This is a genomic window from Kitasatospora sp. NPDC087271, assembly GCF_044744605.1.
Lineage (GTDB): Bacteria > Actinomycetota > Actinomycetes > Streptomycetales > Streptomycetaceae > Kitasatospora.
On the sequence record NZ_JBIUYQ010000002.1, the window covers coordinates 460929 to 482790 of the forward strand.

19 protein-coding genes are annotated in these 21862 nt (G+C 74.1%); 11 read left to right on the forward strand and 8 right to left on the reverse strand.

Annotated features, from left to right (window positions below):
• Position 1 precedes the first annotated feature (1 nt).
• The 4 genes from ACIO9K_RS05195 to ACIO9K_RS05210 form a co-directional block, all read right to left on the reverse strand.
• The gene (locus tag ACIO9K_RS05195; protein WP_400327189.1) at positions 2-979 is read right to left on the reverse strand and encodes a LuxR C-terminal-related transcriptional regulator; all 978 of its coding nucleotides are present in this window, start codon (positions 977-979) and stop codon (positions 2-4) included.
• On the reverse strand, positions 979-1968 hold the full coding sequence (locus tag ACIO9K_RS05200; protein WP_400327191.1) for a LuxR C-terminal-related transcriptional regulator: 990 nt from the start codon (positions 1966-1968) through the stop codon (positions 979-981). Before ACIO9K_RS05200 ends, ACIO9K_RS05195 begins: the two co-directional genes overlap by 1 nt.
• A 90-nt stretch (positions 1969-2058) precedes the next feature.
• Positions 2059-3048, reverse strand: a complete 990-nt coding sequence (locus ACIO9K_RS05205; protein WP_363579813.1) for a LuxR C-terminal-related transcriptional regulator — start codon at positions 3046-3048, stop codon at positions 2059-2061.
• 580 nt (positions 3049-3628) lie between these two features.
• On the reverse strand, positions 3629-4750 hold the full coding sequence (locus ACIO9K_RS05210; protein ID WP_400327194.1) for a TDT family transporter: 1122 nt from the start codon (positions 4748-4750) through the stop codon (positions 3629-3631).
• A gap of 70 nt (positions 4751-4820) precedes the next feature.
• Between ACIO9K_RS05210 and ACIO9K_RS05215 the strand changes: the two genes are divergently transcribed.
• The 4 genes from ACIO9K_RS05215 to ACIO9K_RS05230 all read left to right on the forward strand — a co-directional run bounded on the left by ACIO9K_RS05215 (position 4821) and on the right by ACIO9K_RS05230 (position 10617).
• Complete coding sequence (locus ACIO9K_RS05215) at positions 4821-5780, forward strand: LysR family transcriptional regulator (protein WP_400327196.1); 960 nt, start codon at positions 4821-4823, stop codon at positions 5778-5780.
• Positions 5781-5860: 80 nt separating this feature from the next.
• Positions 5861-8467: an ATP-dependent chaperone ClpB gene (gene clpB / locus ACIO9K_RS05220; protein WP_363579816.1), complete on the forward strand. Its 2607-nt coding sequence runs from the start codon at positions 5861-5863 to the stop codon at positions 8465-8467.
• A 312-nt stretch (positions 8468-8779) separates the two neighbouring features.
• A complete protein-coding gene (locus ACIO9K_RS05225; protein ID WP_363579817.1) occupies positions 8780-9337 on the forward strand; it encodes a YbjN domain-containing protein in 558 nt (185 codons plus the stop codon).
• Between the two features lie 119 nt (positions 9338-9456).
• Positions 9457-10617 (forward strand): pyridoxal phosphate-dependent aminotransferase, encoded by a 1161-nt coding sequence (locus tag ACIO9K_RS05230; protein WP_400327199.1) that lies wholly within the window; start codon positions 9457-9459, stop codon positions 10615-10617.
• On the opposite strand, the gene ACIO9K_RS05235 is transcribed toward ACIO9K_RS05230, so the two are convergent.
• Positions 10597-11211, reverse strand: a complete 615-nt coding sequence (locus ACIO9K_RS05235; protein ID WP_363579819.1) for a TetR family transcriptional regulator C-terminal domain-containing protein — start codon at positions 11209-11211, stop codon at positions 10597-10599. The genes ACIO9K_RS05230 and ACIO9K_RS05235 overlap by 21 nt on opposite strands.
• 92 nt (positions 11212-11303) lie before the next feature.
• Between ACIO9K_RS05235 and ACIO9K_RS05240 the strand changes: the two genes are divergently transcribed.
• From ACIO9K_RS05240 to pyrE, 5 genes are all read left to right on the forward strand, one after another.
• Complete coding sequence (locus ACIO9K_RS05240; protein ID WP_400327201.1) at positions 11304-12719, forward strand: amidase; 1416 nt, start codon at positions 11304-11306, stop codon at positions 12717-12719.
• Between the two features lie 490 nt (positions 12720-13209).
• Positions 13210-13740 (forward strand): DUF2617 family protein, encoded by a 531-nt coding sequence (locus tag ACIO9K_RS05245; protein ID WP_363619443.1) that lies wholly within the window; start codon positions 13210-13212, stop codon positions 13738-13740.
• Positions 13741-13879: 139 nt separating this feature from the next.
• Positions 13880-15517 (forward strand): polyamine aminopropyltransferase, encoded by a 1638-nt coding sequence (locus ACIO9K_RS05250; RefSeq protein WP_400327203.1) that lies wholly within the window; start codon positions 13880-13882, stop codon positions 15515-15517.
• Between the two features lie 92 nt (positions 15518-15609).
• On the forward strand, positions 15610-16635 hold the full coding sequence (locus tag ACIO9K_RS05255; protein ID WP_400327205.1) for an SRPBCC family protein: 1026 nt from the start codon (positions 15610-15612) through the stop codon (positions 16633-16635).
• 30 nt (positions 16636-16665) lie between these two features.
• Entirely contained in the window at positions 16666-17202 is a 537-nt protein-coding gene (pyrE, locus tag ACIO9K_RS05260) for an orotate phosphoribosyltransferase (RefSeq protein WP_280673778.1), read from the forward strand.
• A 100-nt stretch (positions 17203-17302) separates the two neighbouring features.
• On the opposite strand, the gene ACIO9K_RS05265 is transcribed toward pyrE, so the two are convergent.
• Positions 17303-18022, reverse strand: coding sequence for a VTT domain-containing protein (locus ACIO9K_RS05265; RefSeq protein ID WP_363627881.1), 720 nt, complete (start codon positions 18020-18022; stop codon positions 17303-17305).
• Between the two features lie 342 nt (positions 18023-18364).
• Here ACIO9K_RS05265 and fbaA point away from each other — a divergent pair, with 342 nt between their 5' ends.
• On the forward strand, positions 18365-19387 hold the full coding sequence (fbaA, locus tag ACIO9K_RS05270) for a class II fructose-bisphosphate aldolase (RefSeq protein ID WP_063348525.1): 1023 nt from the start codon (positions 18365-18367) through the stop codon (positions 19385-19387).
• A gap of 113 nt (positions 19388-19500) precedes the next feature.
• Here fbaA and ACIO9K_RS05275 read toward each other — a convergent pair whose 3' ends face one another.
• Positions 19501-19920 carry a DUF3151 domain-containing protein gene (locus ACIO9K_RS05275; protein ID WP_350876615.1) on the reverse strand — a complete coding sequence of 140 codons (420 nt, stop codon included), beginning with the start codon at positions 19918-19920 and terminating at the stop codon, positions 19501-19503.
• A 122-nt stretch (positions 19921-20042) separates the two neighbouring features.
• On the opposite strand from ACIO9K_RS05275, the gene ACIO9K_RS05280 reads away from it, so the two are divergent.
• Positions 20043-20930, forward strand: coding sequence for a DUF3152 domain-containing protein (locus ACIO9K_RS05280; RefSeq protein WP_400327208.1), 888 nt, complete (start codon positions 20043-20045; stop codon positions 20928-20930).
• Positions 20931-20949: 19 nt separating this feature from the next.
• On the opposite strand, the gene ACIO9K_RS05285 is transcribed toward ACIO9K_RS05280, so the two are convergent.
• Positions 20950-21777 (reverse strand): sterol carrier family protein, encoded by an 828-nt coding sequence (locus ACIO9K_RS05285; RefSeq protein WP_363627883.1) that lies wholly within the window; start codon positions 21775-21777, stop codon positions 20950-20952.
• Between the last annotated feature and the right edge of the window lie 85 nt (positions 21778-21862).

Genomic DNA, 21862 nt, shown 5'->3' on the forward strand with positions numbered 1-21862 from the left:
CTCACCCATCGGGCTCCCCCGTCCGGGCGCCCCGCAGCTGCCAGCCCAGCTGGAACAGCGTCTCCGCGTCGTGCAGTTCGCGCAGCCGGGCGATGTGGCCGGCCACCGTCCGCTCGCTGAGGCCGAGGCGGCCGGCGATGGCGCGCTGGGTGAGGCCCTGGGCGAGGAGCCGGCCGACCTGCTCGTGGGCCGTCGACTCGGGAGCGGACGCCTGGTCGGCGCTCCAGAGGAGGCGGCCCGAGCGGGCCCAGTCCCGTTCGAACACGGCCAGGAAGTGGTCGACGGTCGCCGGATCCTCGATGAAGGTCGCGCTCCGGAGGTCGTCGGCGGACTGGAGCACGGCGATCCGGCGGTCGAAGATGTGCAGGTGGCGGAACGGCTCGGCCAGGACCCGGAAGCGGGCGCCCAGTTCGGTGCCGCGGGCGGTGTGGTCGGCGGTCGCCTGGTCCCGGACGGCGCCGGGTGCGTAGATCACCCGGATCCGGCCGCCCCGGCCGCAGAACCGGCCGATCCGTTCCAGGGCCTCCTCCAACTGGTGGGCGTGGCGGGGCCGGCCGGGCTGGGCGACGAGGATCTCCTGGCGACAGGCCGCCTCCACCTCGGTGAACCGCCGGATGACCGCGCCGAGGCCCTGGACGTGATGCACCGTACCGGCGCGGTCGGTCGGGCGCGGGGCCGTGTCGTAGGCCTTGGTCAGGTCGTCGAGGGCCTGCGGGAGTTGGGCGGCCTGCACGAGCAGCCGGGTGCCTTCGGCCCGGAGCTCGGCACTGATCCGGTCGCCGACCGTCCGCGGGTTGACGGCGGTGCAGACGTCGGATTCGGGCCGGGCGAGCAGCAGCCCGAGCGCGAGCAGGTGGTCCAGGGCCGGCCGGTCGGCGTCGGCCACCTCGACCCGGTCGATCCAGCCGCCGCGCCGGAGGATGCGCAGGTACAGGTCGTGTGCGGCCTGGTCGGGCCGCTCCGCGCCGCGCCCGTGCATCACGGCACCCGCCGACGGGCGGCGTCGGCCGCCGACCGGAGCTGCCAGCCGAGTTGGAAGAGCGTCTCGGCGTCGTACAGTTCGCGCAGCCGGGCGATGTGGCCGGCCACCGTGCGTTCGCTCAGGCCGAGGCGGGTGGCGATGGCGCGCTGGGTGAGGCCCTGGGCGAGGAAACGGCCGACCTGGTCGGGCAGGGAATCGGCTGGTTCGGGGGCTTCCGGGCCACGGGACCAGCGGACCCGGGCGGCGCGCTGCCAGTCGCGTTCGAAGGCGTCGGCCATGAAGTCGACCACCACCGGGTCCTCGACGAAGGCCGCGCGGCTGTTGTCGGACGCGGCGGGGATGACGGCCACCTTCCGGTCGTAGATCAGGACCCGCCGGAACGGCTCGCCCAGCACCCGGTACCGGCAGCCGATCTCGGCGGACGCGGCGGCGAAGGCGGCGGTCGCCGGGTCTGCGGCCGCCGCCGGCTCGTAGATGCCCCGGACGGTGCCGCCGCGCTCGGCGAGCCGCCGCATCCGGTCGAGGGCGTCCGGGAGCCCCTCGACGGGCCGGGCACCGCCGGGCTGGGCGGACAGCATCTCCTGCGAGCACTCGGCGTCGAGTTGGGCCAGGCGCAGGCGGATCTGTTCGAAGCCGTGCACGTACGTGACATCGACGGAGCACTCGGGGTGGCGCGGCGTGACGTCGAATGCCTGCGCCAGCTCGGCGAACCGCTCGGGCGCTTCGTCCGCCCTGGCCAGCAGTTCGCCGCCCACGGAACGCAGTTCGGACCCGATCCGGCCGATGACGACACGCGGGTTCACCGCGGCGTAGGCCGCGTCCTCGACCCTCGGGACGACCAGTCCGAGGTCGAGCAACCGCCCCAGGACCGGTTCGTCACCCGGAGTCAGGTCGGCCGCCCGGAGGATGCCGCCGTTGCCGACGACGGCGAGGTACAGCGCCCGGGCGGCGTCGTCGGGCAGGGGGGAGGTCGACGGGTCGGTCATGGGGATCCCCCCGGAGCCGCCCGCCGAGGTGGACGAGGGTGCGGGCGCGGGGCGGGCCGGTCGGCTGGGGCCCGCTCGGCGGGGCCGGGTTCATCGGTCATCGCGGGCGCCTCTCATCAGCCAGCCGAGTTGGAAGAGGGTCTGGGCGCCGTGGCGGTCGCGGAGGCGGGAGATGTGGGCGGCGACGGTGCGTTCGCTGAGGCCGAGGCGGGTGGCGACGGCGCGCTGGGTGAGGCCTCGGGCGAGGAGCCGGCCGACCCGGTCGGGGATGGTGCGGGTGGGGCCGAGGGCGGCGGAGGTTTCGGCGGTTTCGGCGCGGGCCCAGTCGCGTTCGAAGGCGCCGACCAGGAAGGTGATGGCGGCCGGGTCGGTGATGAAGGCGGCGGTGCTGTTGTCGTCGTTGGCGGAGATCACGGCGACGGTGCGGTCGAAGACGAGCAGCCGCTGGAACGGCTCGTCGAGGACACGGATGAGGGAGCCGTGCTGGGTGACCTCTTCGACGTAGGCGAGGGCGGGCGGGTCGGCGAGGGCGACGGGCTGGTAGATGGTGCGCAGGGAGCAGCCGCGCTGGAGCAGGTGGAGGTCCTGGAGGAGGGCGACTTGCAGGGTGCCGGCAGGGCGGTGGCCGGGTTGGGCGGCGAGGACTTCGGAGCGGCAGTCGGAGGCGAGCTGGGAGATCCGCTGGCGGATGTGGACGTGGCCCTCGACGTGGACGGCGCCGCCGGCCCGGCCGGAGGGCCGGGGCATCGCGTCGTAGGCGCGGGTGAGGCCGTCGAGGGCGCCCGGGAGGTTCTCCGCGCGGACCAGCAGCCTGGTCGCCTCGCTGCGGAGTTCGGCGCCCAGGCGGTCGGTGACGGAGCGCGGGCTGACGGCGGTGTAGCAGTGGTCCATCGGGTTGGCGATGAGCAGGCCGAGGTCGACGAGCTGCTGGAGCGCGGCCTGGCCGGTGTCCTGGGTGTCGGTGAACGGGATGCGGCCGCCCCGGGCGAGGATCGCCAGGTACAGCTGCCGGGCGGCCTCGTCGGGTTCCTCGCCCGGTGGCTGTCCGTGCTGCGGCGCGACCGCCGGTTCCGCCGTCACGTCGCACACTCCCTGCCGGATGCTTCTCCCTCGTCGCCGCGCCCGCGCCGTCGGGCGCGGGGCTCGGCGGTCACGGTACCGGGCTCGACGTCGGCCCCCGGGGCCCGGGTGCCGTCGCACTCCGGGGTGTCCTGGGGGCCGCCGTCGCCACGCCCGTGCCCAGGCGCTTCCGTCGAGGCGGAGCAGCAACGCCTCGACGGCTCCGGTCCCGGGGGCCATCACCACACATGGCGCCCCGGCCGGCGCTCTTCCCCCCCGTTTCACGAGTGCGGGACGTTGCACCCGTGGTCAGTTCCGAAGAGCAAGTCGCCACCATCGGGCTGCGGTGCCCGGACGGCCTGGCGTGACTCCACCCTCACAGCGTGACGGCCGGTGAACAAGTGTCGCCCGAGTGCAGGTTCGCGCAATTGCAGCTATCTGCACGACGGGTGCGGCGGGAGGGGTCGAGCGGCGGGCCGGGTTCCGGTAAAGGCCGAGGCCAGCGCGGTGCCCGGGTGGTGACCGCCCGTACGGTCGGTCGGCCGTGCGCGGTCGGGCCGCGGGTGCGGGTTCCTGCAACGGCGGCGTGCCGCGGGAGGAGTCAGGCACGCCCCAGCAGGCGTCCCCGGGCGAGCCCGGCGGCGGTCCCGCCGGCGGCGAGCACCCAGGCGGTGGCCAGCAGCAGGTAGAGCCCGGCGGCGATCGCGGTGAAGCCGCCGAACCCGGTGTGCCGGGCGAGCGCGGAGGCGCCGGTGACGCAGGTGCCGATCGGGAAGGTGTACGCCCACCAGGTCATCGCGAACGGCATGCCGGCCCGGCGGGCGCGCAGGTTGGCGGTGAGCGCGACGGCCAGCCAGAGCATCGCGACGCCGAGCACCGCGACGCCGTACAGCTCGGCGAAGGGGAGCATGGCGGGGGCCAGCGCGGGCAGCACCGGGCGTGCGGCGTCGGCGAGTTGGTGGACGGCGGTGACGGACTGGCCGAGCGGGCCGAGCACCAGGAACAGCGAGGGGGTGAGCACCAGGGTGGGCAGCTTGCTGTGGAACAGCCCGGTGAAGACCACCGGCAGCAGCACCAGGGTGGCCAGCAGGCCGATCCCGAAGAGGGCCCAGCAGGCGTACAGCATGGCCTGCTGCGGCAGCCCGGCCGGCAGGTGCGGGACGAGGGCCGGGCCGGTGGCGGAGGCGACCAGCGGGGCGACCACCGGCAGCAGCCAGGTCGGGTTGGCTTCCAGGGCGGAGACCGGGTGCCGGGTGATCATCAGGTACGGGATGCCGCCGGCGACGGCCAGCGCGTACAGGGTGCCGACGCCCCACAGCACGGCGTCGACGGCGACCGCGGGGCCGGTGCCGATCACCCGGGAGCCGAGCAGCAGGGTGCCGAGGCCGACCGAGAGCAGGGCCATCGGCGGGCAGCCGTAGAAGACGGCGGTGGCCGGGTTGTCCAGCAGCTGGGTGCGGGCGGCCTCGCGGTGCCGGGTGAGGTGGACCAGCCGGGCCGCGCCCAGCACCAGCAGGGCCGCGAGTCCGAGCACCCACATCACCTCGCCGAAGCCGATCAGCCCCGGCAGCCGGAGCGGCAGGACGGCCGCGCCGTTGCCCAGGATCGCGGTGCCCATGACGGCGGCGTACCAGTTGGGGCCGAGCTGGGCGAGGTCGAGGCGGGCACGCAGCGAGGAACGGGAGGGGCGGGTGAGCGGGCGGGCATCGGCCAGGGTGGACATGGTTCCACCGTGCCGCCCCGCGCCGGGCTCCGGTAGCGCCGCGGGTTCTATGAGGACATAGCCTGGACCTATGGCCCTCTCCCCCCGCGTCCCCGAACTCGGCGCCCTGGAACTGCTGCTCGCGGTGGCCCGGCTGGGCAGCGTCGGGCGGGCCGCGGCCGAACTGGGCGTGAGCCAGCCGACCGCCAGTGCGCGGATCAAGGGCATGGAGCGGCAGATCGGCGTCCCGCTGCTGGAGCGCTCGCCCCGGGGCAGCCGGCCGACCGAGGCGGGTCGGCTGGTGGTCGAGTGGGCCGGGCACGTGGTGGAGGCGGCGCAGGCGCTGGACGCGGGGATCGACGCGCTGCGCGAGCGGCGGGACGCCAAGCTGCGGGTGGTGGCCAGCCTGACCGTCGCCGAGTACCTGATGCCGGGCTGGCTGCTGGCCCTGGCCGAGGCCAGTCCGGGCACGGCGGTGACGCTGCGGACGGCGAACTCGGCGGAGGTCGCCGGGCACCTGCTGGCCGGGGACGCCGACCTCGGCTTCGTCGAGGGCCCGTCCACCCCGCCCGGGCTGGCCGGCGCGGTGGTGGCGGCGGACCGGCTGGTGGTCGTGGTGGCGCCCGGCCACCCGTGGGCGCGCCGCCGGGCGCCGCTGACCGGGCCGGAGCTGGCCGCCACCCCGCTGGTGCTGCGCGAGTCGGGCTCGGGCACCCGGGAGGTGCTGGAGATGGCGCTGGCGCCGTACGGGGGCGCGGTGCGGCCCCGGCTGGAGCTGGCCTCGTCCACCGCGCTGAAGGCGGCGGCGATGACCGGGGCCGGGCCGGTCTGCCTGAGCGAGCTGGCGGTGGTGGAGGAGTTGGCCGTCCGGCGGCTGGTGGCCGTGCCGCTGGCCGAGGGGCTGGACCTGCGACGGCCGCTGCGCGCGGTGTGGCCGGCCGGGCAGCGGCCGAGCGGGCCGGCCCGGGAGCTGCTGGGGCTGACCCGCCGGACGCCCCGCGCGCAGCGGCCACCCCGGGCGGAACGGGTGGAACGCGCGGAACGGGCGTAAGAACTTGAGCGGAATAGACTCAACTTAGTGCATGCTGTACGTAGCAGCATTGAAGGACGACGAGGGAGGACCCCCCAGCAGTGGACGCCAGCAAGTTCACCACCAAGACGCAGGACGCCCTGTCCGCCGCGATCCGGCAGGCGGGCGCGTCCGGGAACCCGGACGTCAAGCCGGTGCACATCCTGATCGCCCTGCTGGAGCAGCCCGAGGGCATCGCCCGGCCGCTGCTGGAGGCGGTCGGGGCGGACGTCACCCGGATCGACGCCGAGGCCCGCCGCCAGCTGACCGCCCTGCCCAGCGCGATGGGCTCGACGGTCGCCGCGCCGCAGCTCTCCCGGGACACCCTCGCGGTGCTCACCGAGGCCGGCAAGCGCGCCGACGACCTGGACGACCAGTACGTCTCCACCGAGCACCTGATGGTCGGCCTGGCCGCCGAGGGCGGGCCGGTCGCCGAACTGCTGGCGCGGCAGGGCGCGACGGCGAAGGACCTGCTCGCCGCGTTCAAGGACGTGCGCGGCAGCGGCCGGGTGACCTCCCCGGATCCGGAGGGCACCTACAAGGCGCTGGAGAAGTACGGCACCGACCTGACCCAGGCCGCCCGGGACGGCAAGCTCGACCCGGTGATCGGCCGGGACCAGGAGATCCGCCGGGTCGTCCAGGTCCTCTCCCGCCGGACCAAGAACAACCCGGTGCTGATCGGCGAGCCGGGCGTCGGCAAGACCGCGGTGGTCGAGGGCCTGGCCCAGCGCATCGTCGCCGGCGACGTGCCGGAGTCGCTGCGCGGCAAGCGGCTGGTCGCGCTGGACCTCAGCGCGATGGTCGCGGGCGCCAAGTACCGCGGCGAGTTCGAGGAGCGGCTGAAGGCCGTCCTGAACGACATCAAGCAGAGCGACGGCCAGGTCGTCACCTTCATCGACGAGCTGCACACCATGGTCGGCGCGGGCGCCGGCGGCGACTCCGCGATGGACGCCGGCAACATGCTCAAGCCGATGCTGGCCCGCGGCGAGCTGCGGATGGTCGGCGCCACCACGCTGGACGAGTACCGCGAGCGGATCGAGAAGGACCCGGCCCTGGAGCGCCGCTTCCAGCAGGTGCTGGTCGGCGAGCCCAGCGTGGAGGACTCGATCGCCATCCTGCGCGGCCTCAAGGGCCGCTACGAGGCGCACCACAAGGTGCAGATCGCGGACGCCGCGCTGGTCGCCGCGGCCACCCTGTCCAACCGCTACATCACCTCCCGCTTCCTGCCCGACAAGGCGATCGACCTGGTCGACGAGGCGGCCTCCCGGCTGCGGATGGAGATCGACTCCTCCCCGGTCGAGATCGACGAACTCCAGCGCTCCGTCGACCGGTTGAGGATGGAGGAGCTGGCCCTGGAGAAGGAGTCGGACGCCGCCTCGATCGACCGGCTGGCCCGGCTGCGGCGCGATCTCGCCGACAAGAACGAGCAGTTGAGCGCCCTGACCGCGCGCTGGGAGCAGGAGAAGAAGAGCCTCAACCGGGTCGGCGAGCTCAAGGAGCGGCTGGACGACCTGCACGGCGCGCTCGAACGGGCCCAGCGTGACGGGGACTTCGAGCGGGCGTCGAAGCTGATGTACGCGGAGATCCCGGCCGCCGAGACGGAGCTCGCCGAGGCCCAGGAGCGGGCGGCCGACCAGGACGCCTCCGCCTCGATGGTGAAGGAGGAGGTCGGCCCGGACGACGTGGCCGACGTGGTCGCCTCCTGGACGGGCATCCCGGCCGGCCGCCTGCTGGAGGGCGAGAGCGCCAAACTCCTGCGCATGGAGGAGGAGTTGGGCCAGCGTCTGATCGGCCAGGCGGAGGCCGTGCGGGCGGTCTCGGACGCGGTGCGCCGCACCCGTTCCGGCATCGCCGACCCGGACCGCCCGACCGGCTCGTTCCTCTTCCTCGGCCCGACCGGCGTCGGCAAGACCGAACTCGCCAAGGCCCTGGCCGACTTCCTCTTCGACGACGAGCGGGCCATGGTCCGGATCGACATGAGCGAGTACGGCGAGAAGCACTCCGTCTCCCGCCTGGTCGGCGCCCCGCCCGGGTACATCGGCTACGAGGAGGGCGGCCAGCTCACCGAGGCGGTCCGCCGCCGCCCGTACAGCGTGGTGCTGCTGGACGAGGTGGAGAAGGCCCACCCGGAGGTCTTCGACGTCCTGCTCCAGGTGCTGGACGACGGCCGGCTCACCGACGGCCAGGGCCGCACGGTGGACTTCCGCAACGCGATCCTGATCCTCACCTCCAACCTGGGCTCCCAGTTCCTGGTCGACCCGGCCACCCCGGAGGACCGGAAGAAGGCCCTGGTACTGGACTCCGTCCGGGCCGCGTTCAAGCCCGAGTTCCTCAACCGGCTGGACGACATCGTGGTCTTCGACCCGCTGGGCACCGCCGAGCTGAGCCGGATCGTCGACCTCCAGGTGGCCCGCCTCGGCGACCGGCTGCGCGAGCGGCGGCTCACCCTGGACGTCTCCGAGGCCGCCCGCGACTGGCTGGCCCTCACCGGCTACGACCCGGCGTACGGCGCCCGCCCGCTGCGCCGGCTGGTCCAGTCCGCGATCGGCGACCAGTTGGCCCGGGCCATCCTGTCCGGCCAGGTGCACGACGGGGACACCGTCCTGGTCGAGCGGGACGAGGAGGGCGACCGCCTCACCGTCCGCAGCCGCGGACCGCTGGAGAAGTAGCACCACCAGCCCGGGCCGCCCGCACGACAGCGCGGGCGGCCCGGGCAACACCCTTGCCGCACAGCACAGTTGACGGCCCACTCGACTACGGTCGCACCCCGCCGCACCCCGCCGGAGCCCCGGCGGCGACGGCCCTCCAACCGGACACGCTCCGTCACCATCACCGCTCGCGGCGGGCGTCGGAGCGCCCCGGACGAAGATCGACGCGTGGCCGGGTGCCCCTGTGAGGCAGGCCCCGGATGAGGCAGGATGGGAAGTGGAAAGGGCGGCCTCTCATTGCCGGCCACCACGTGCACTGAGGAAGAGGACCCCATGAGCATCGACCCGTCGTCCATCCCGTCGTTCGGCGCACCCCAGGGTGGCGGCCAGCCCGGCGACCAGGGGCGGCCGGCCGGCCCGCCGCCGATCATCGTCCCGGACCAGGGCCTGGTGGCCCAGCTGCTGGACCAGATGCAGCTCAAGCACGTCGTGGACGAGGAGGGCGACCTCACCGCTCCCTGGGAGGGCTTCCGCGTCTACTACATGTTCCGCGGCGAGCAGAAGGAGCTCTTCGCGGTGCGCGCCTTCTACGACCGCGCGTACCCGCTGGAGAAGAAGGGCGAGATCCTCGACCTCATCGACGAGTGGAACCGCGAGACCCTCTGGCCCAAGGTCTACACCCACACCCACGAGGACGGCGTGGTCCGCCTGATCGGCGAGGCCCAGATGATCGTCGGCACCGGCGTCAACCTGGACTACTTCGTCACCACCACCGCCAACTGGACCCAGGCCGCCGTCGGCTTCGAGCAGTGGATCGTCGAGCGCCTCGGCCTGCAGAACGAGATCGAGGGCGAGGACGGCGAGACCCCCGAGGACACCAACGAGGCGTGACCCTGCCCGCCCCGCGAGCGCACGGCCCGACCACTTGGCCCCAGGTGGTCGGGCCGTCCTTGTCCCCGGCCCCCGGCTGACCCAGGATGGGGCCGACGACGACGCGTGAGGAGCCACCGATGGGCAACAGGCCGCTGCTGAACCGCCGACTGGCCGGCATGGGGACGACCGTCTTCGCCGAGATGTCCGCCCTGGCCACGGCCACCGGCTCGATCAACCTCGGCCAGGGCTTCCCCGACACCGACGGCCCGGCCTCGGTGGCCCGGGCCGCTGCCGACGCCGTGCTGAACGGGCGCGGCAACCAGTACCCGCCCGGCCCCGGCATCCCCGAGCTGCGGCAGGCCATCGCCGAGCACCAGCAGCGCTTCCACGGCCTCGGCTACGACCCGGACACCGAGGTGCTGGTCACCGCCGGCGCCACCGAGGCCATCGCCGCCACCCTGCTCGCCCTGCTGGAGCCGGGTGACGAGGTGATCGCCCTCGAACCCTTCTACGACTCCTACGCCGCCTGCATCGCGATGGCCGGCGCCACCCGCCGCCCGCTCACCCTGCGCGCCCCGGACTTCCGCCCCGACCTGGACGAACTGCGCGCCCTGATCACCCCGCGCACCCGCCTGCTGCTGATCAACACCCCGCACAACCCGACCGGCACCGTGCTCACCGCCGACGAGCTGGCCGCCATCGCCGCCCTCGCCGTCGAGCACGACCTGCTGGTCGTCACCGACGAGGTCTACGAGCACCTCGTCTTCGGCGCCACCCACCACCCGATCGCCGCCCTGCCCGGCATGCGCGAGCGCACCGTCTCCATCTCCTCCGCCGGCAAGACCTTCTCCTTCACCGGCTGGAAGGTCGGCTGGGTCACCGCGAACCCGGCCCTGGTCACGGCCGTCCGCACGGCCAAGCAGTACCTCACCTACGTCAGCGCCGGCCCCTTCCAGTACGCCGTCGCGGAGGCGCTGCGGCTGCCCGACAGCTACTTCGACGGCTTCCGCGCCGACCTGCTCCGCAAGCGCGACCTGCTGGTCGACGGGCTCACCGCGGCCGGCTTCCGGGTGTTCACCCCCGAGGGCACGTACTTCATCACCACCGACATCACCCCGCTCGGCGAGAAGGACGGCATCGAGTTCTGCCGCGCCCTGCCGGAGCGCTGCGGCGTCGTCGCCATCCCGAACGCCGTCTTCTACGACAACACCGAGGCCGGCCGCAGCCTGGTCCGCTTCACCTTCTGCAAGCAGGACTCCGTGCTGGAGGAAGCGGTGTCACGGCTCCAGCGCCTCTGAGCCGTCGCCCGGCCGCCGCCCGAGGCCGGACAGGTGGGCGTTCAGGATCGCCCGGGCCTCGGGTGCGGTGAGGCGGCCGACGAGGACGTGCGTGGTGAGCCCGTCGGCAAGGGCCAGCAGCGTCTTCGCCTCCCGGGCGGCGTCCGGCCCGGCCGCCGGCGACGCCTCGGCGATCAGCCGGGCGAACAGGCCCTCCAGGGCCGCGTAGTCGGCGTTCAGCGGGCCCGCCAGCCGCTCGTCGACGGCGGCCTGCGCGACGAAGGCCAGCCAGACCCGCGCCTGGGAGCGCTGTCCGTCGCCGAGCAGCGCCGCCTCGGCGGCCGCGTGTGCCAGGAGGGCGGCGGGCGAGGGCGCCGGGTCGTCGGCGGGGTACGCCCGGACCCGGGCGGTGATCCGCTCACCGACGTAGCCGAGGGCGAACCGGAGCATCTCGTCCTTGGTGCGGAAGCAGCGCTGGACGGCGCCGGTCGACACCTGCGCGCGGTCGGCCACGTCGCGCAGGGTCACCCCTTCCAGGCCTCGTTCGTCGGCGAGCCGGCAGACGGCCTCGGCGATCCGTCGGCGCCGTCCGTCGTGGTCCACCTGTCTGGGCACGGGCTCCCCCTCCGGTTTATTCGATGCACTCGTATCGGTTCCCAGGCTACGGTACCGATACGAGCGCATCGGAACGAGGAGGGGAGTACGTCATGCAGGACGCCCTGTGGCGACTGACGGCCACCGCGCAGGCGGCGGCGGTACGCGGCAAAGAGGTCTCGGCCGTCGAACTGCTCGACAGCCACCTGGAGCGGATCAGCGCGGTGAACCCGCAGGTGAACGCCGTCACCCAGGTCCTGGCGGAGCGCGCCCGGGTGCAGGCCCGGGAACTCGACCGGCGCCTGGCCGCGGGCGAGGACCCCGGCCCGCTGGCGGGCGTGCCGTTCACCGTGAAGGAGACCACCGCCATCGAGGGCGTGGCCACCACCTTCGGGGTGCCGCGCTTCCGCGACCTGGTGGCGCGGGCCGACGCTCCCCCGGTCGCCCGGCTGCGCGCGGCCGGGGCCGTACCGATCGGGCACAGCAACATGCCCACCATGATCCTGGCCGGGATGCACACCCGCAGCGAGCTCTACGGCGACACCACCAACCCGTGGGACCGCAGCCGCACCCCGGGCGGGAGCAGCGGCGGCGACGGCGCGGCCGTCGCGACCGGACTGGCCGCGCTCGGGCTCGGCAACGACTCCGGCGCGTCCATCCGCGTCCCGGCCGCGTTCTGCGGGGTCGCCGGGCTGAACCCGTCCAACGGCCGGTTCCCCGCCGACCACCGCGCGTTCGGGCCGCAGGACCCGGGGCCGGCCTCCCAGTGGCTGGTCGCCGACGGCCCGCTCGCCCGGAGCGTCGCCGACCTCCGGCTGGCCTACGAGGTGCTGGCCGGCCCCGATCCGCGCGACCCGCGCGCCCTGCCCGTGCCGCGCTACGGCGAGCCGCTGCCCGGGCCGGTGAAGGTCGCGGTGGTGGCCGATCCGGGCGGCCACGGCGTCCACCCGACGGTCCGGGCCGCGGTCGAACGCGCGGCGGCGGCGCTGCGGGACGCCGGGTACGACGTGCGCGAGGTGGCGGACGTCCCGCGGCTCGACGAGGCCCTGGAGGTGTGCGACCGGATCACCATGACCGAGTTCGCACCCAAGTGGCCCGCCGTACGCCCCCTGCTCGGCCCGGGCGGCGACCGCTACATCGAGCTGACGATGGCCCGGACCCCGCCCGCGACCGCCGCCGAGCTCATGGAGCTGATGGGGAGCTGGCTGGGCATCCGCCGCTCCTGGGCCGAATTCCTGGACGAGTACCCGCTGCTGCTCGGACCGGTGTTCACCGAACCGCCGGTCGAACCGGGCATCGAGTCCCGGGACGCGGCCGGGTGGGAGCTGGTCCGCACGGCGATGCGGCTGTGCAAGGTGACCAGCTTCGCGGGGCTGCCCGCGGTGGCGGTGCCCACCGGCCTGGCCGACGGACTGCCGACCGGGGTGCAGCTCGTCGGGCGGGCGTTCCGGGAGGACCTCTGCCTGGAGGCGGCCCAGGCGGTCGAGGACCGGCTCGGGGTGCTCGCGCCGATCGACCCCCGGCCGTGAGGGGAGCAATGATGGCCCGGCGAGTGGGCCCAGTTCTTGTCAACTCGCCTGACAGTCATGGTTGGTTGACGCCTGGTTGACGATTGAATGATGTCTGTGAGGCAATTCCATCGGCCTCGACGGAACGCTCCGACCGCCCTGCCGCCCGGTGCGTGCAGGGCGGCGGCGCACGAGGCGTGCACCCGGCGCACTACCAGCGTGCACGGCGCACGACCCGGCCATAGGGGCGCGCGCTGTGCAGAGTCGCACACCGGGTCGATCAGAGCCGGGAAGCAGGTGTGCTCGAAACGGTGAATGCTTGACAAAGTTGGGTAAATCACCGGCGGACCCGGCGTATTCATGCTTCTCTGCTGCTGAATCTCCAGCCGGAATCCCTCCTTCCACGGTCGGCCGCGCCCAGGGCCGCACAGCCACGAACAGCCTCGCCATCGCCTAGGCCTACTCGGTGCTGCTCGGCGGGCGCGCACGGAGCTGAAACGCGGAGCCGAGCATGCTCACCACACTGCAGACCTCCTACACGGACACCCGCGCCGGTGACCTGGCCTGGTGCCTGGGCGGCGACCCGCTGCCCGCTCTCGCGGTCCGCGACCTGAGACTCGACGGAGGCGGCCACCCCGCCGCGTCCGGCGCCCTCCAGCTGCGGCTGCTCGGCGCTTCGCACCAGGTGGTGATCGCCGCCGGCCCCGGCGAGTGCCTGGAGACCGTCGCCTGCCTGCCCGGGCGCCGCACCCCGCTGCCGGCCCGGGTGGCCAAGCAGGTCGGCGGCTGGGAGTACGAGTTCGCGGCCCGGATCGAGGCGCTGCCCCCGCACGACTTCGCGGCCCGCGCGCAGGAACTGCTGGCCCTGGTCGAGGGCCACCCGCGCGGCCTGGCCGGGGTGTTCCCGGGCGACCCGAGCGCCTTCACCGCGCTGGTCACCCAGGGCGGCGCCGACCGGCTGCTCTGGCGGACATGGCACGCCTACCCGCAGGAGGGCCGGCTGGTCTGCACCCGCTCCTCGCTGGTGGTGTCCGGGGCATGACCGCCAGCCGTCCGAGTAGGGTCGCCGATCCCGCCATGGCCTATGAATCGTACGCAGGAACGATTCGTCAATCCGGCGTCCCACACTGTCCGTCGAATGGGCGCAGCTATCCGTCCCGAACGTCCCCTAGCGTTTGTTCGTGATCAACCATCCGGCCGGTCCACCCGCCCGCTCGCGAGTGGACCTCGACGACGGCGCCCCACCTCGGCCCGGGCGGAGCCTCGCCCCCCTGCCCGCCCGCCGTCGGTCCCGGCTGCGCTCCCACCCCCGGCTGGCCCGCCTCACCGTCCTGCTGGCCGCGTTCGTCTGCGCGGCCTGCGGACTCGTCTACGAACTCGAACTCGTGGCGCTCGGCGACTACCTGCTCGGGGACTCGGTCACCCAAACCTCCGTCGTGCTCTCCGTCATGGTGTTCGCGATGGGCCTCGGCTCGCTCCTCGCCAAACGCCTCACCCGGCAGCCCGCCACCGCCTTCGCCCTGGTCGAATGCGCCCTCGCGCTCACCGGCGGCCTCTCCGTCCTCGCGCTCTACTCCTGCTGGGCCTGGATCGGCCGCTACCAGGCCGCCATGGTCGGCCTCACCTGCCTCATCGGCATCCTCATCGGCGCCGAGATCCCGCTCCTGATGACCCTCATCCAGCGGATCCGGCGCGAGGACGCCGGCCGCGCCGCCGCCGACCTCTTCGCCGCCGACTACGTGGGCGCGCTGATCGGCGGCCTCGCCTTCCCCTTCCTCATCCTCCCCGGCCTCGGGCCCGGCGACGGCGCCCTCGTCACCGGCGCCGTCAACGCCGTCGCCGGAGCCGCCGTCGTGCTCTGGCTCTTCCGCGAGGAACCCGCCCCCCGGATACGGCTCCTGCTCTGGGGCGGCTGCGCGCTCGTCCTCGCCCTGCTCGCCGCGGCCGCCGCCGGCTCCGGTGCCATCGAACGCGCCGCCCGGCACGCCCTCTACGGTGCGCAGGTCCGCTTCGCCGCCCGCAGCCGCTCCCAGGAGATCGTGCTCACCGGCCCCACCGAAGGCCCGCTCCGGCTCTACCTGAACGGCCGCCTCACCGTCTGCGGACCGGACGAGTACCGCGGCAACGAGGCCCTGGTCCACCCGGCGATGGCCGCCGGCCCGGACGCCCGCGTCCTGCTCCTCGGCGGCGGCGACGGCCTCGCCCTGCGCGAGGTGCTCCGGCACCGCGGCGTCCGCTCCGTCCGGCTCGTCGACGCCGACCCCGCGCTCCCCCGGCTCGCCCGCACCGACCCCGGGCTCGCCGCCCTCACCGACCACTCCCTCGACGACCCCCGCGTCCACACCACCGCCGCCGACCCGATGGCCTGGCTGCGCGGCGCCGCCACGGCCGGCGGACCGTACGACGTGGTGCTCGCCGACCTGCCCGCGCCCGCCGACGGCGGACCGGTCACCTTCCACTCCCAGGAGTTCTACGGCCTCGCCACCCGGCTGCTCTCCCCCGGCGGCCGCGTCGCCGTCCGGGCCGGCGGCGACCCGGACGGCCTCTGGCCGATCGAGTCCGGCCTGCGGACGGCGGGACTGCAGACCGTCCCGTACTCCGTCCAGGGCAGCGCCACCGCGAGCTGCCGCCCCGACCCGCCGGGCGCCGCCCAGACCTTCCTCCTCGCGGCCGCCGCCCGGCCCCCGCTCACCCTCGCCCCCGACGCCCCACCGCCCCGTGCCCTCACCCCCGACGGCCTCCGCGGCTCCGCCACCCGCCTCGCCGCCCTCCGCCCCGCCCACCCCCCGGCCGCCCTCACCCTGCTCGGCCCCCGCTGAGCCGGGGGCGCGGGGCTGGACACCGGTGGTCCGGGGAAGTCGGGTGGCGGTGGGTGGGGACCGGGCGGGGTTGGGTCGGTAGGCTCCCTGACATGGAGCATGAGGTTGTCGTCCCGATGCCCGCCGAGTTGGTGCGGCAGGCCTTGCAGGATCCGGCTCTGCTGGCCCGTAGCGTGCCGGGGCTGAGCACCGAGCCGGCCGCGGTCGGCGGTGGGCCGGCGGAGGAGATCGGCGGCCGGCTGAAGCTGCGGATCGGCGGCTCCACCATCACGTACAGGGGCGTGCTGTCCCTGATCGAGGGGCGCGAGGGCGTGCTGACCGTGTTCGCCGAGGGCCAGGAGGCCCGTGGCAGCGGCGAGGCGACCGCCACCGTCCGGGTCAGCGTCGCGGACGGCGCCGAGGACGGTACCGCGGTGGTCCGCTTCACCGGCGACCTGAGCGCCACCGGCCGGCTCACCGAGTTCGACGAGGAGACCCTCGACGCCGCCGGCCGCCGGCTGCTGGACCGGTTCGCCACCGCGCTCGCCTCCCCGGACGCCGAGCCCGAGCCGGAGAGCGAGAGCGAGAGCGACGGCGACGGCGACGGCGACGGCGACGGCGAGAGCGACACGGAGACCGGTGGCGAGGCCGGGGCCGAGGGCGGGACCGGGACCGACGCCGGCGTGGTGTTCATCGAGGAGCACCAGGACCAGCCCGGCGACGACCTCGACGACGACCTGTCCGACCTGATCGCCTTCTCCGACGCCGACGCCGAGCGCTTCGGCCTGCCCACCGGCGGCGGCGACGGGGACGGGCCCGAGGAGGGCGTCGCCGAGGAGCTCCCCGCCGAGCCGCTCTTCGAGTACGAGGAGGAGCCGGCGGGCGGCGGCCCGGTGCGCCGCAGCATCGTCGGCCGGTCGGCCGAGGAGGTGGACCACGCGCCGCCGCGCGGGCGGTACGCCCCGGCGCTGCCGGCCCGTAGTGCCCGGGCCCGGGCGGCGTCCCGCTGGGGCGGCGAGGCCGGCGGGATCGTGGTGCCGGGTTCGGGCGGCCGCAGCGCGGTGCCGTGGGTGATCGGCGGCGGGGTCGCGCTGCTGGGTGGCGCCGTGGTGCTGGTCAGGGCCTTGCGCCGGCGCTGACCGGCGGGAGAGGGCCTAGACTGGACGCTCATGAGCAACGACCGCGACGCCCTGCTGGCACAGATCAAGGACAAGGCCGTCGTACACGGCAAGGTCACCCTTTCCTCCGGCAAGGAGGCCGACTACTACGTCGACCTGCGCCGGATCACGCTGGACGGCCAGGCCGCCCCGCTGGTCGGCCGGGTGATGCTGGACGCGACCTCGCACCTGGAGTACGACGCCGTCGGCGGTCTGACCCTGGGCGCCGACCCGGTGGCCGCCGCGATGCTGCACGCCGCCGCCGCGCGCGGGCGTGAGCTGGACGCCTTCGTGGTCCGCAAGGCGGGCAAGGCGCACGGCCTCCAGCGCCGGATCGAGGGCCCCGAGGTCAAGGGCCGCCGGGTGCTGGCGGTCGAGGACACCTCCACCACCGGTGGCTCGGTGCTGACCGCCGTCGAGGCGCTGCGCGAGGCGGGCGCCGAGGTGGTCGGCGTCGCGGTGATCGTGGAGCGCGGCGGCGCGGCCGCGGTCGAGGCGCAGGGCCTGCCGTACGTGACCGCCTACACCCTGGACGACCTGGGCCTCTGAGCCCGGCCGGACCTGACAGCACGAGGGGCCGGGTCCTGTTTCACGTGAAACGTGAGACGGGACCCGGCCCCTTCGCGTGTCGTGCGCGAAGCCCCGGTGCTCAGCCGCGCCGGTGGCGGCCGCCGCTCTGCACGGCGTCGGCCTCGGCGTTCTCCACGGCGCCGCCGGCCTTCCGCTTCTTGCGCTCGCGCAGGACCTCGATAAGGATCGGCGAGATCGAGAGCAGGACGATCAGCAGCACCGCCGGGATCAGGTACTTGTCGATCACCGGGGCGAGCGCGTCGCCGAAGAAGTAGCCGATCAGCAGCATGGACTCGGTCCAGAGCACGCCGCCGATGACGTTCCACAGGAAGAACGTCCGGGCGGGCATCTCCAGGGTGCCCGCGACCGGGTTGAGGAAGGTCCGGACGATCGGCATGAAGCGGGCCAGCACCACGGCCTTGCCGGGCCCGAACTTGTTGAAGTACTCCTCCGCCTTCATCACGTACTCGCGGCGGAAGATCTTCGACTCGGGCTTGTCGAACATCTTCGGCCCGACCTTGACCCCGATCAGGTGCCCGAGCTGGGCCCCCGCGACCGCAGCCACCGGGGCGCCGACGAGCAGGACGGCGATCGGCAGCTTGGCGCCGTCGCCGAGCACCGACGAGGCGGCGTTCGACGCCGCGACGCCGGCGATGATCAGCAGTGAGTCACCCGGGAAGAAGAAGCCGACCAGCAGGCCGGTCTCCGCGAAGATGATCGCGATCAGCCCGATGGCGCCGAGGGACGAGATCAGTGATTTGGCGTCGAGCAGGTTGACGGCCAGCTGGTTGTAGTCCACGGCCGCAGGATAGCGGGCCGTCCTGTACGGAGGCTTCGCCCGGCAGGTGTATCCGGTGTCCGCCGAACGTCGCAGGAGCGGGCCGTCCGCGTCGGCGGCGGCGACGGTCCGACTGGCGGGCTCCTGCTGACCTGCGGGCACGAGTCTGGGAGGATGGCACGGGCGTCCGGTCCGCAGCGGCACACCACCCTCATTGCCGTACCGCGGAGGTCGCTCGAACCTTGGTGCCGGAGAGCCACACCGCAGCGCCGCGCGTCGGCGGCCGGCACGGAGTCGTACCGAAGGCGTACACAGCGTCGGACAGCACCGTCCGTACGCCGCAACCCGACAGGAGCGGATCGCATGCCCATCGCAACTCCCGAGGTCTACAACGAGATGCTGGACCGGGCCAAGGCGGGCAAGTTCGCCTACCCGGCCATCAACGTCACCTCGTCGCAGACCCTGCACGCCGCACTGCGTGGTTTCGCCGAGGCCGAGAGCGACGGCATCATCCAGATCTCGACCGGTGGCGCGGAGTTCCTGGGCGGCCAGCACAACAAGGACATGGTGACCGGCGCCGTGGCGCTGGCCGAGTTCGCGCACATCGTCGCCGCCAAGTACGACATCACCGTCGCGCTGCACACCGACCACTGCCCGAAGGACAAGCTGGACGGCTACGTCCGCCCGCTGCTGGCGGTCTCCGCCGAGCGCGTGGCCAAGGGCCAGAACCCGCTGTTCCAGTCGCACATGTGGGACGGCTCGGCCGAGACCCTCGCCGACAACCTGGCGATCGCCCAGGAGCTGCTGGCCCAGGCCGCCGCCGCCAAGATCATCCTTGAGGTCGAGATCACCCCGACCGGCGGCGAGGAGGACGGCGTCACCCACGAGATCAACGACGAGCTGTACACCACCGTCAACGACGCCGTGCGCACCGCCGAGGCGCTGGGCCTGGGCGAGAAGGGCCGCTACCTGCTGGCCGCCTCGTTCGGCAACGTGCACGGCGTCTACAAGCCGGGCAACGTCGTGCTGAAGCCGGAGCTGCTGCGCGAGCTGCAGGACGCGATCGGCAAGCAGTACGGCAAGACCGACCCGTTCGACTTCGTCTTCCACGGCGGTTCCGGCTCGACCGCGGCGGAGATCGCCACCGCGCTGGAGAACGGCGTCGTGAAGATGAACCTGGACACCGACACCCAGTACGCCTTCACCCGCCCGGTCGTGGACCACATGTTCCGCAACTACGACGGTGTGCTGAAGGTCGACGGCGAGGTCGGCAAGAAGAACACCTACGACCCGCGCACCTGGGGCAAGCTCGCCGAGGCGGGCATGGCCGCCCGTGTGCTGGAGGCCGCGCAGCAGCTGCGCTCGGCCGGCAACCGCCTGAAGTGAGCCCGGCGGCCGGGCTGAGCCCGGCCACGGCGTGAACGCGGGTGCGCCCCCCGGTGGACTTCACCGGGGGGCGCACCCGTGTGTGGGTCTGCTGCCTCAGCAGCCGTGCGGGTCTACTGCTTCAGCTCCGCGTACGCCTCCGCGCTGCTGTCCTTCAGGAACTGCCAGCAGCGGGCCTCCTCCTCGGTCTCCTTGATCGCGCCGGCCGCCCGTGCGAGCCCGGCCAGGCAGCGCAGGAAGCCGCGGTTGCCGCGGTGCTCCCACGGCACGGGGCCGTGGCCCTTCCAGCCGTTGCGGCGCAGCGCGTCCAGGCCGCGGTGGTAGCCGGTGCGGGCGTAGGCGTAGGACTCGACGTAGCGGCCGGCCGCGTAGGCGTCGTCGGCGAGCATCGCCCAGGCGAGGCAGAAGGTCGGGAAGTCGGCGGCCACCTGGGTGGGTGAGGCCGATTCCTCCGCCAGCATGCGGTAGGGCTGCTCGTCCTCCGGGAGAAGGGTCGGATCGGGGCCGTCGAGAAGATTCCGGTGAATCGCCATGCAGGCAGTCTGCCATCCGGGACGCCAGGGTCAACCGCCGTCCCGGGATCGGCGGCGGCCGCCGGGCGCCTGCATACCCGGTATGTGGACATTCACCCGTTCGCCATGCCAGGGTGTCGATCATGCCCGCAGCCAGATCCGCCGCCAGGAGCGGCAGTGCCCGCGGCCGACGACGCCGACGGCCGCCGCGCCGGCTCGGGCCCGGCATGCTCGCGGCGCTGGTCACGGCGGTGGCGGTGCTGGGCGGTACGGCGGTCGTGCTGACCCGCTCCTCCGACGCGCCCGACGGCGGGCCGACCGCCCAGGCACGGATCGCCCCGCCGACCGATCAGGCTCCCTCCCCCGCCGGCCCGACGCCGACCCCGACGCCGACCGACACCCCGAGCGAGCCCCCCGTCCCGTCCTCGACACCCACCCCCGCCACGCCCACCACGCCCGACCCCGGCCCGGCCAAGGGCGCGGGCACCTTCAGCATCGCCGCCGCCACCGCCCAGCCGGTCGGACGCGGCACCGTGCGCCGCTACCGGGTGGAGGTCGAGGACGGCATAGGCATCGACGCCGGCGCCGCCGCCGCCCAGATCCACGGCTTCCTCGGCGACAGGCGCGGTTGGACCAACGACCGCAGGACCGGCTTCCAGCTGGTCGCCGGCGGCGGGTACGACTTCACCGTGAAGATCGCCTCGCCGGCCACCGTGGACCGGATCTGCGGCGCCTCCGGCCTGGACACCCACGGCGAGGTGAACTGCAACGTCGGCAACCAGGTGCTCGTCAACTCCAAGCGCTGGAACACCGGTTCACCGCAGTTCAGCGGCCCGCTCGACGAGTACCGGGCGCTGATCATCAACCACGAGGTCGGCCACCGGATAGGCCACGGGCACGAGACCTGCCCCGGCCCGGGCAAGCCGGCGCCCGCGATGATGCAGCAGATCTACGGGCTCAAGGGCTGCGAGCCCAACGCCTGGCCGTACTCGGAGAACGGCACCTACCTCAGCGGGCCGTCGGTGCCGTAGGACGCCCCCCGAAGCGCGGCTACCCGAGCACCGGCAGGTACTCCCGCAGGTCGCTGCGCTCGCCGGAGGCGGAGACCGCCGCCGCGTCCACCGCGGCGGCCCAGTCGGCCCGGCCGGTGGCCAGCCGGATCCAGGTCAGCGGGTCGGTCTCGACCACGTTCGGCGGGGTGCCCCGGGTGTGCCGGGGGCCCTCGACGGCCTGCACGACGGCGTACGGCGGGATCCGCAGCTCGACCGCGCCGCCCGGCGCGCGGTCGGCGAAGGCGTCGGCCAGCAGCCGGGTGACGGCGGCGACGGCCTGGCGGTCGTGCGGGAAGCCGTCGAGACCGAGCGCGGCGGCCAGGTCGTCGGCGTGCACGACGGTCTCCACCAGCCTGGTCACCAGCATGTCGGCGAGTGTCATCGAGCCCAGCCGGATCTCGAACCGCCGTACCGGGTCGGCGGCTTCGGGCCGGTCCAGCAGACCGGTCAGCGCGTCCGCCGCCCGGCTGAAGGCCTGCGCCACCGAGGCCGCGTCCCCGCCGAAGTCGCCCGCGGCCCTCGCCCGGGCCTGCTCGTCGAGCAGCGGCGCGACCGTGCCGACCGCGGCCACCCACCCCGGCAGGTCCAACGGCGCCCGCCCCTCCAGCGGATCGTCGAGGTGCTCGGGGACGAAGTCGAGCTGGACGGCGAGGTGCGCGATCAGCTCGCGGACGGTCCACTCCCCCAGCCTGGTCGGCCGGGCCAACCACTGCTCGGCGTCCGGGCGTTCACACAGCTGCCGGACGGCGTCGCGCAGCGCGCCGGTCTGCGCCGCGAGCGCGGTGCGCACCTTCTGCGGCTGGTAGGTACGGGGCTTGGGGGGCATGGCCCCCAACATACGCCGAGGGGCGGACGGCCCCGCACACGCCGAGGGGCGGACGGCCCCGTCGGACCGTCCGCCCCTCGAACCG

Bases quoted from the DNA above. Each gene is read 5' to 3' on its own strand.
- ACIO9K_RS05195 (WP_400327189.1), bottom strand. From the start codon at position 979: ATGCACGGGCGCGGCGCGGAGCGGCCCGACCAGGCCGCACACGACCTG.
- ACIO9K_RS05200 (WP_400327191.1), bottom strand. From the start codon at position 1,968: ATGACCGACCCGTCGACCTCCCCCCTGCCCGACGACGCCGCCCGGGCG.
- ACIO9K_RS05210 (WP_400327194.1), bottom strand. From the start codon at position 4,750: ATGTCCACCCTGGCCGATGCCCGCCCGCTCACCCGCCCCTCCCGTTCC.
- ACIO9K_RS05215 (WP_400327196.1), top strand. From the start codon at position 4,821: ATGGCCCTCTCCCCCCGCGTCCCCGAACTCGGCGCCCTGGAACTGCTG.
- ACIO9K_RS05225 (WP_363579817.1), top strand. From the start codon at position 8,780: ATGAGCATCGACCCGTCGTCCATCCCGTCGTTCGGCGCACCCCAGGGT.
- ACIO9K_RS05230 (WP_400327199.1), top strand. From the start codon at position 9,457: ATGGGCAACAGGCCGCTGCTGAACCGCCGACTGGCCGGCATGGGGACG.
- ACIO9K_RS05240 (WP_400327201.1), top strand. From the start codon at position 11,304: ATGCAGGACGCCCTGTGGCGACTGACGGCCACCGCGCAGGCGGCGGCG.
- ACIO9K_RS05245 (WP_363619443.1), top strand. From the start codon at position 13,210: ATGCTCACCACACTGCAGACCTCCTACACGGACACCCGCGCCGGTGAC.
- ACIO9K_RS05255 (WP_400327205.1), top strand. From the start codon at position 15,610: ATGGAGCATGAGGTTGTCGTCCCGATGCCCGCCGAGTTGGTGCGGCAG.
- pyrE (WP_280673778.1), top strand. From the start codon at position 16,666: ATGAGCAACGACCGCGACGCCCTGCTGGCACAGATCAAGGACAAGGCC.
- fbaA (WP_063348525.1), top strand. From the start codon at position 18,365: ATGCCCATCGCAACTCCCGAGGTCTACAACGAGATGCTGGACCGGGCC.
- ACIO9K_RS05275 (WP_350876615.1), bottom strand. From the start codon at position 19,920: ATGGCGATTCACCGGAATCTTCTCGACGGCCCCGATCCGACCCTTCTC.
- ACIO9K_RS05280 (WP_400327208.1), top strand. From the start codon at position 20,043: ATGCCCGCAGCCAGATCCGCCGCCAGGAGCGGCAGTGCCCGCGGCCGA.
- ACIO9K_RS05285 (WP_363627883.1), bottom strand. From the start codon at position 21,777: ATGCCCCCCAAGCCCCGTACCTACCAGCCGCAGAAGGTGCGCACCGCG.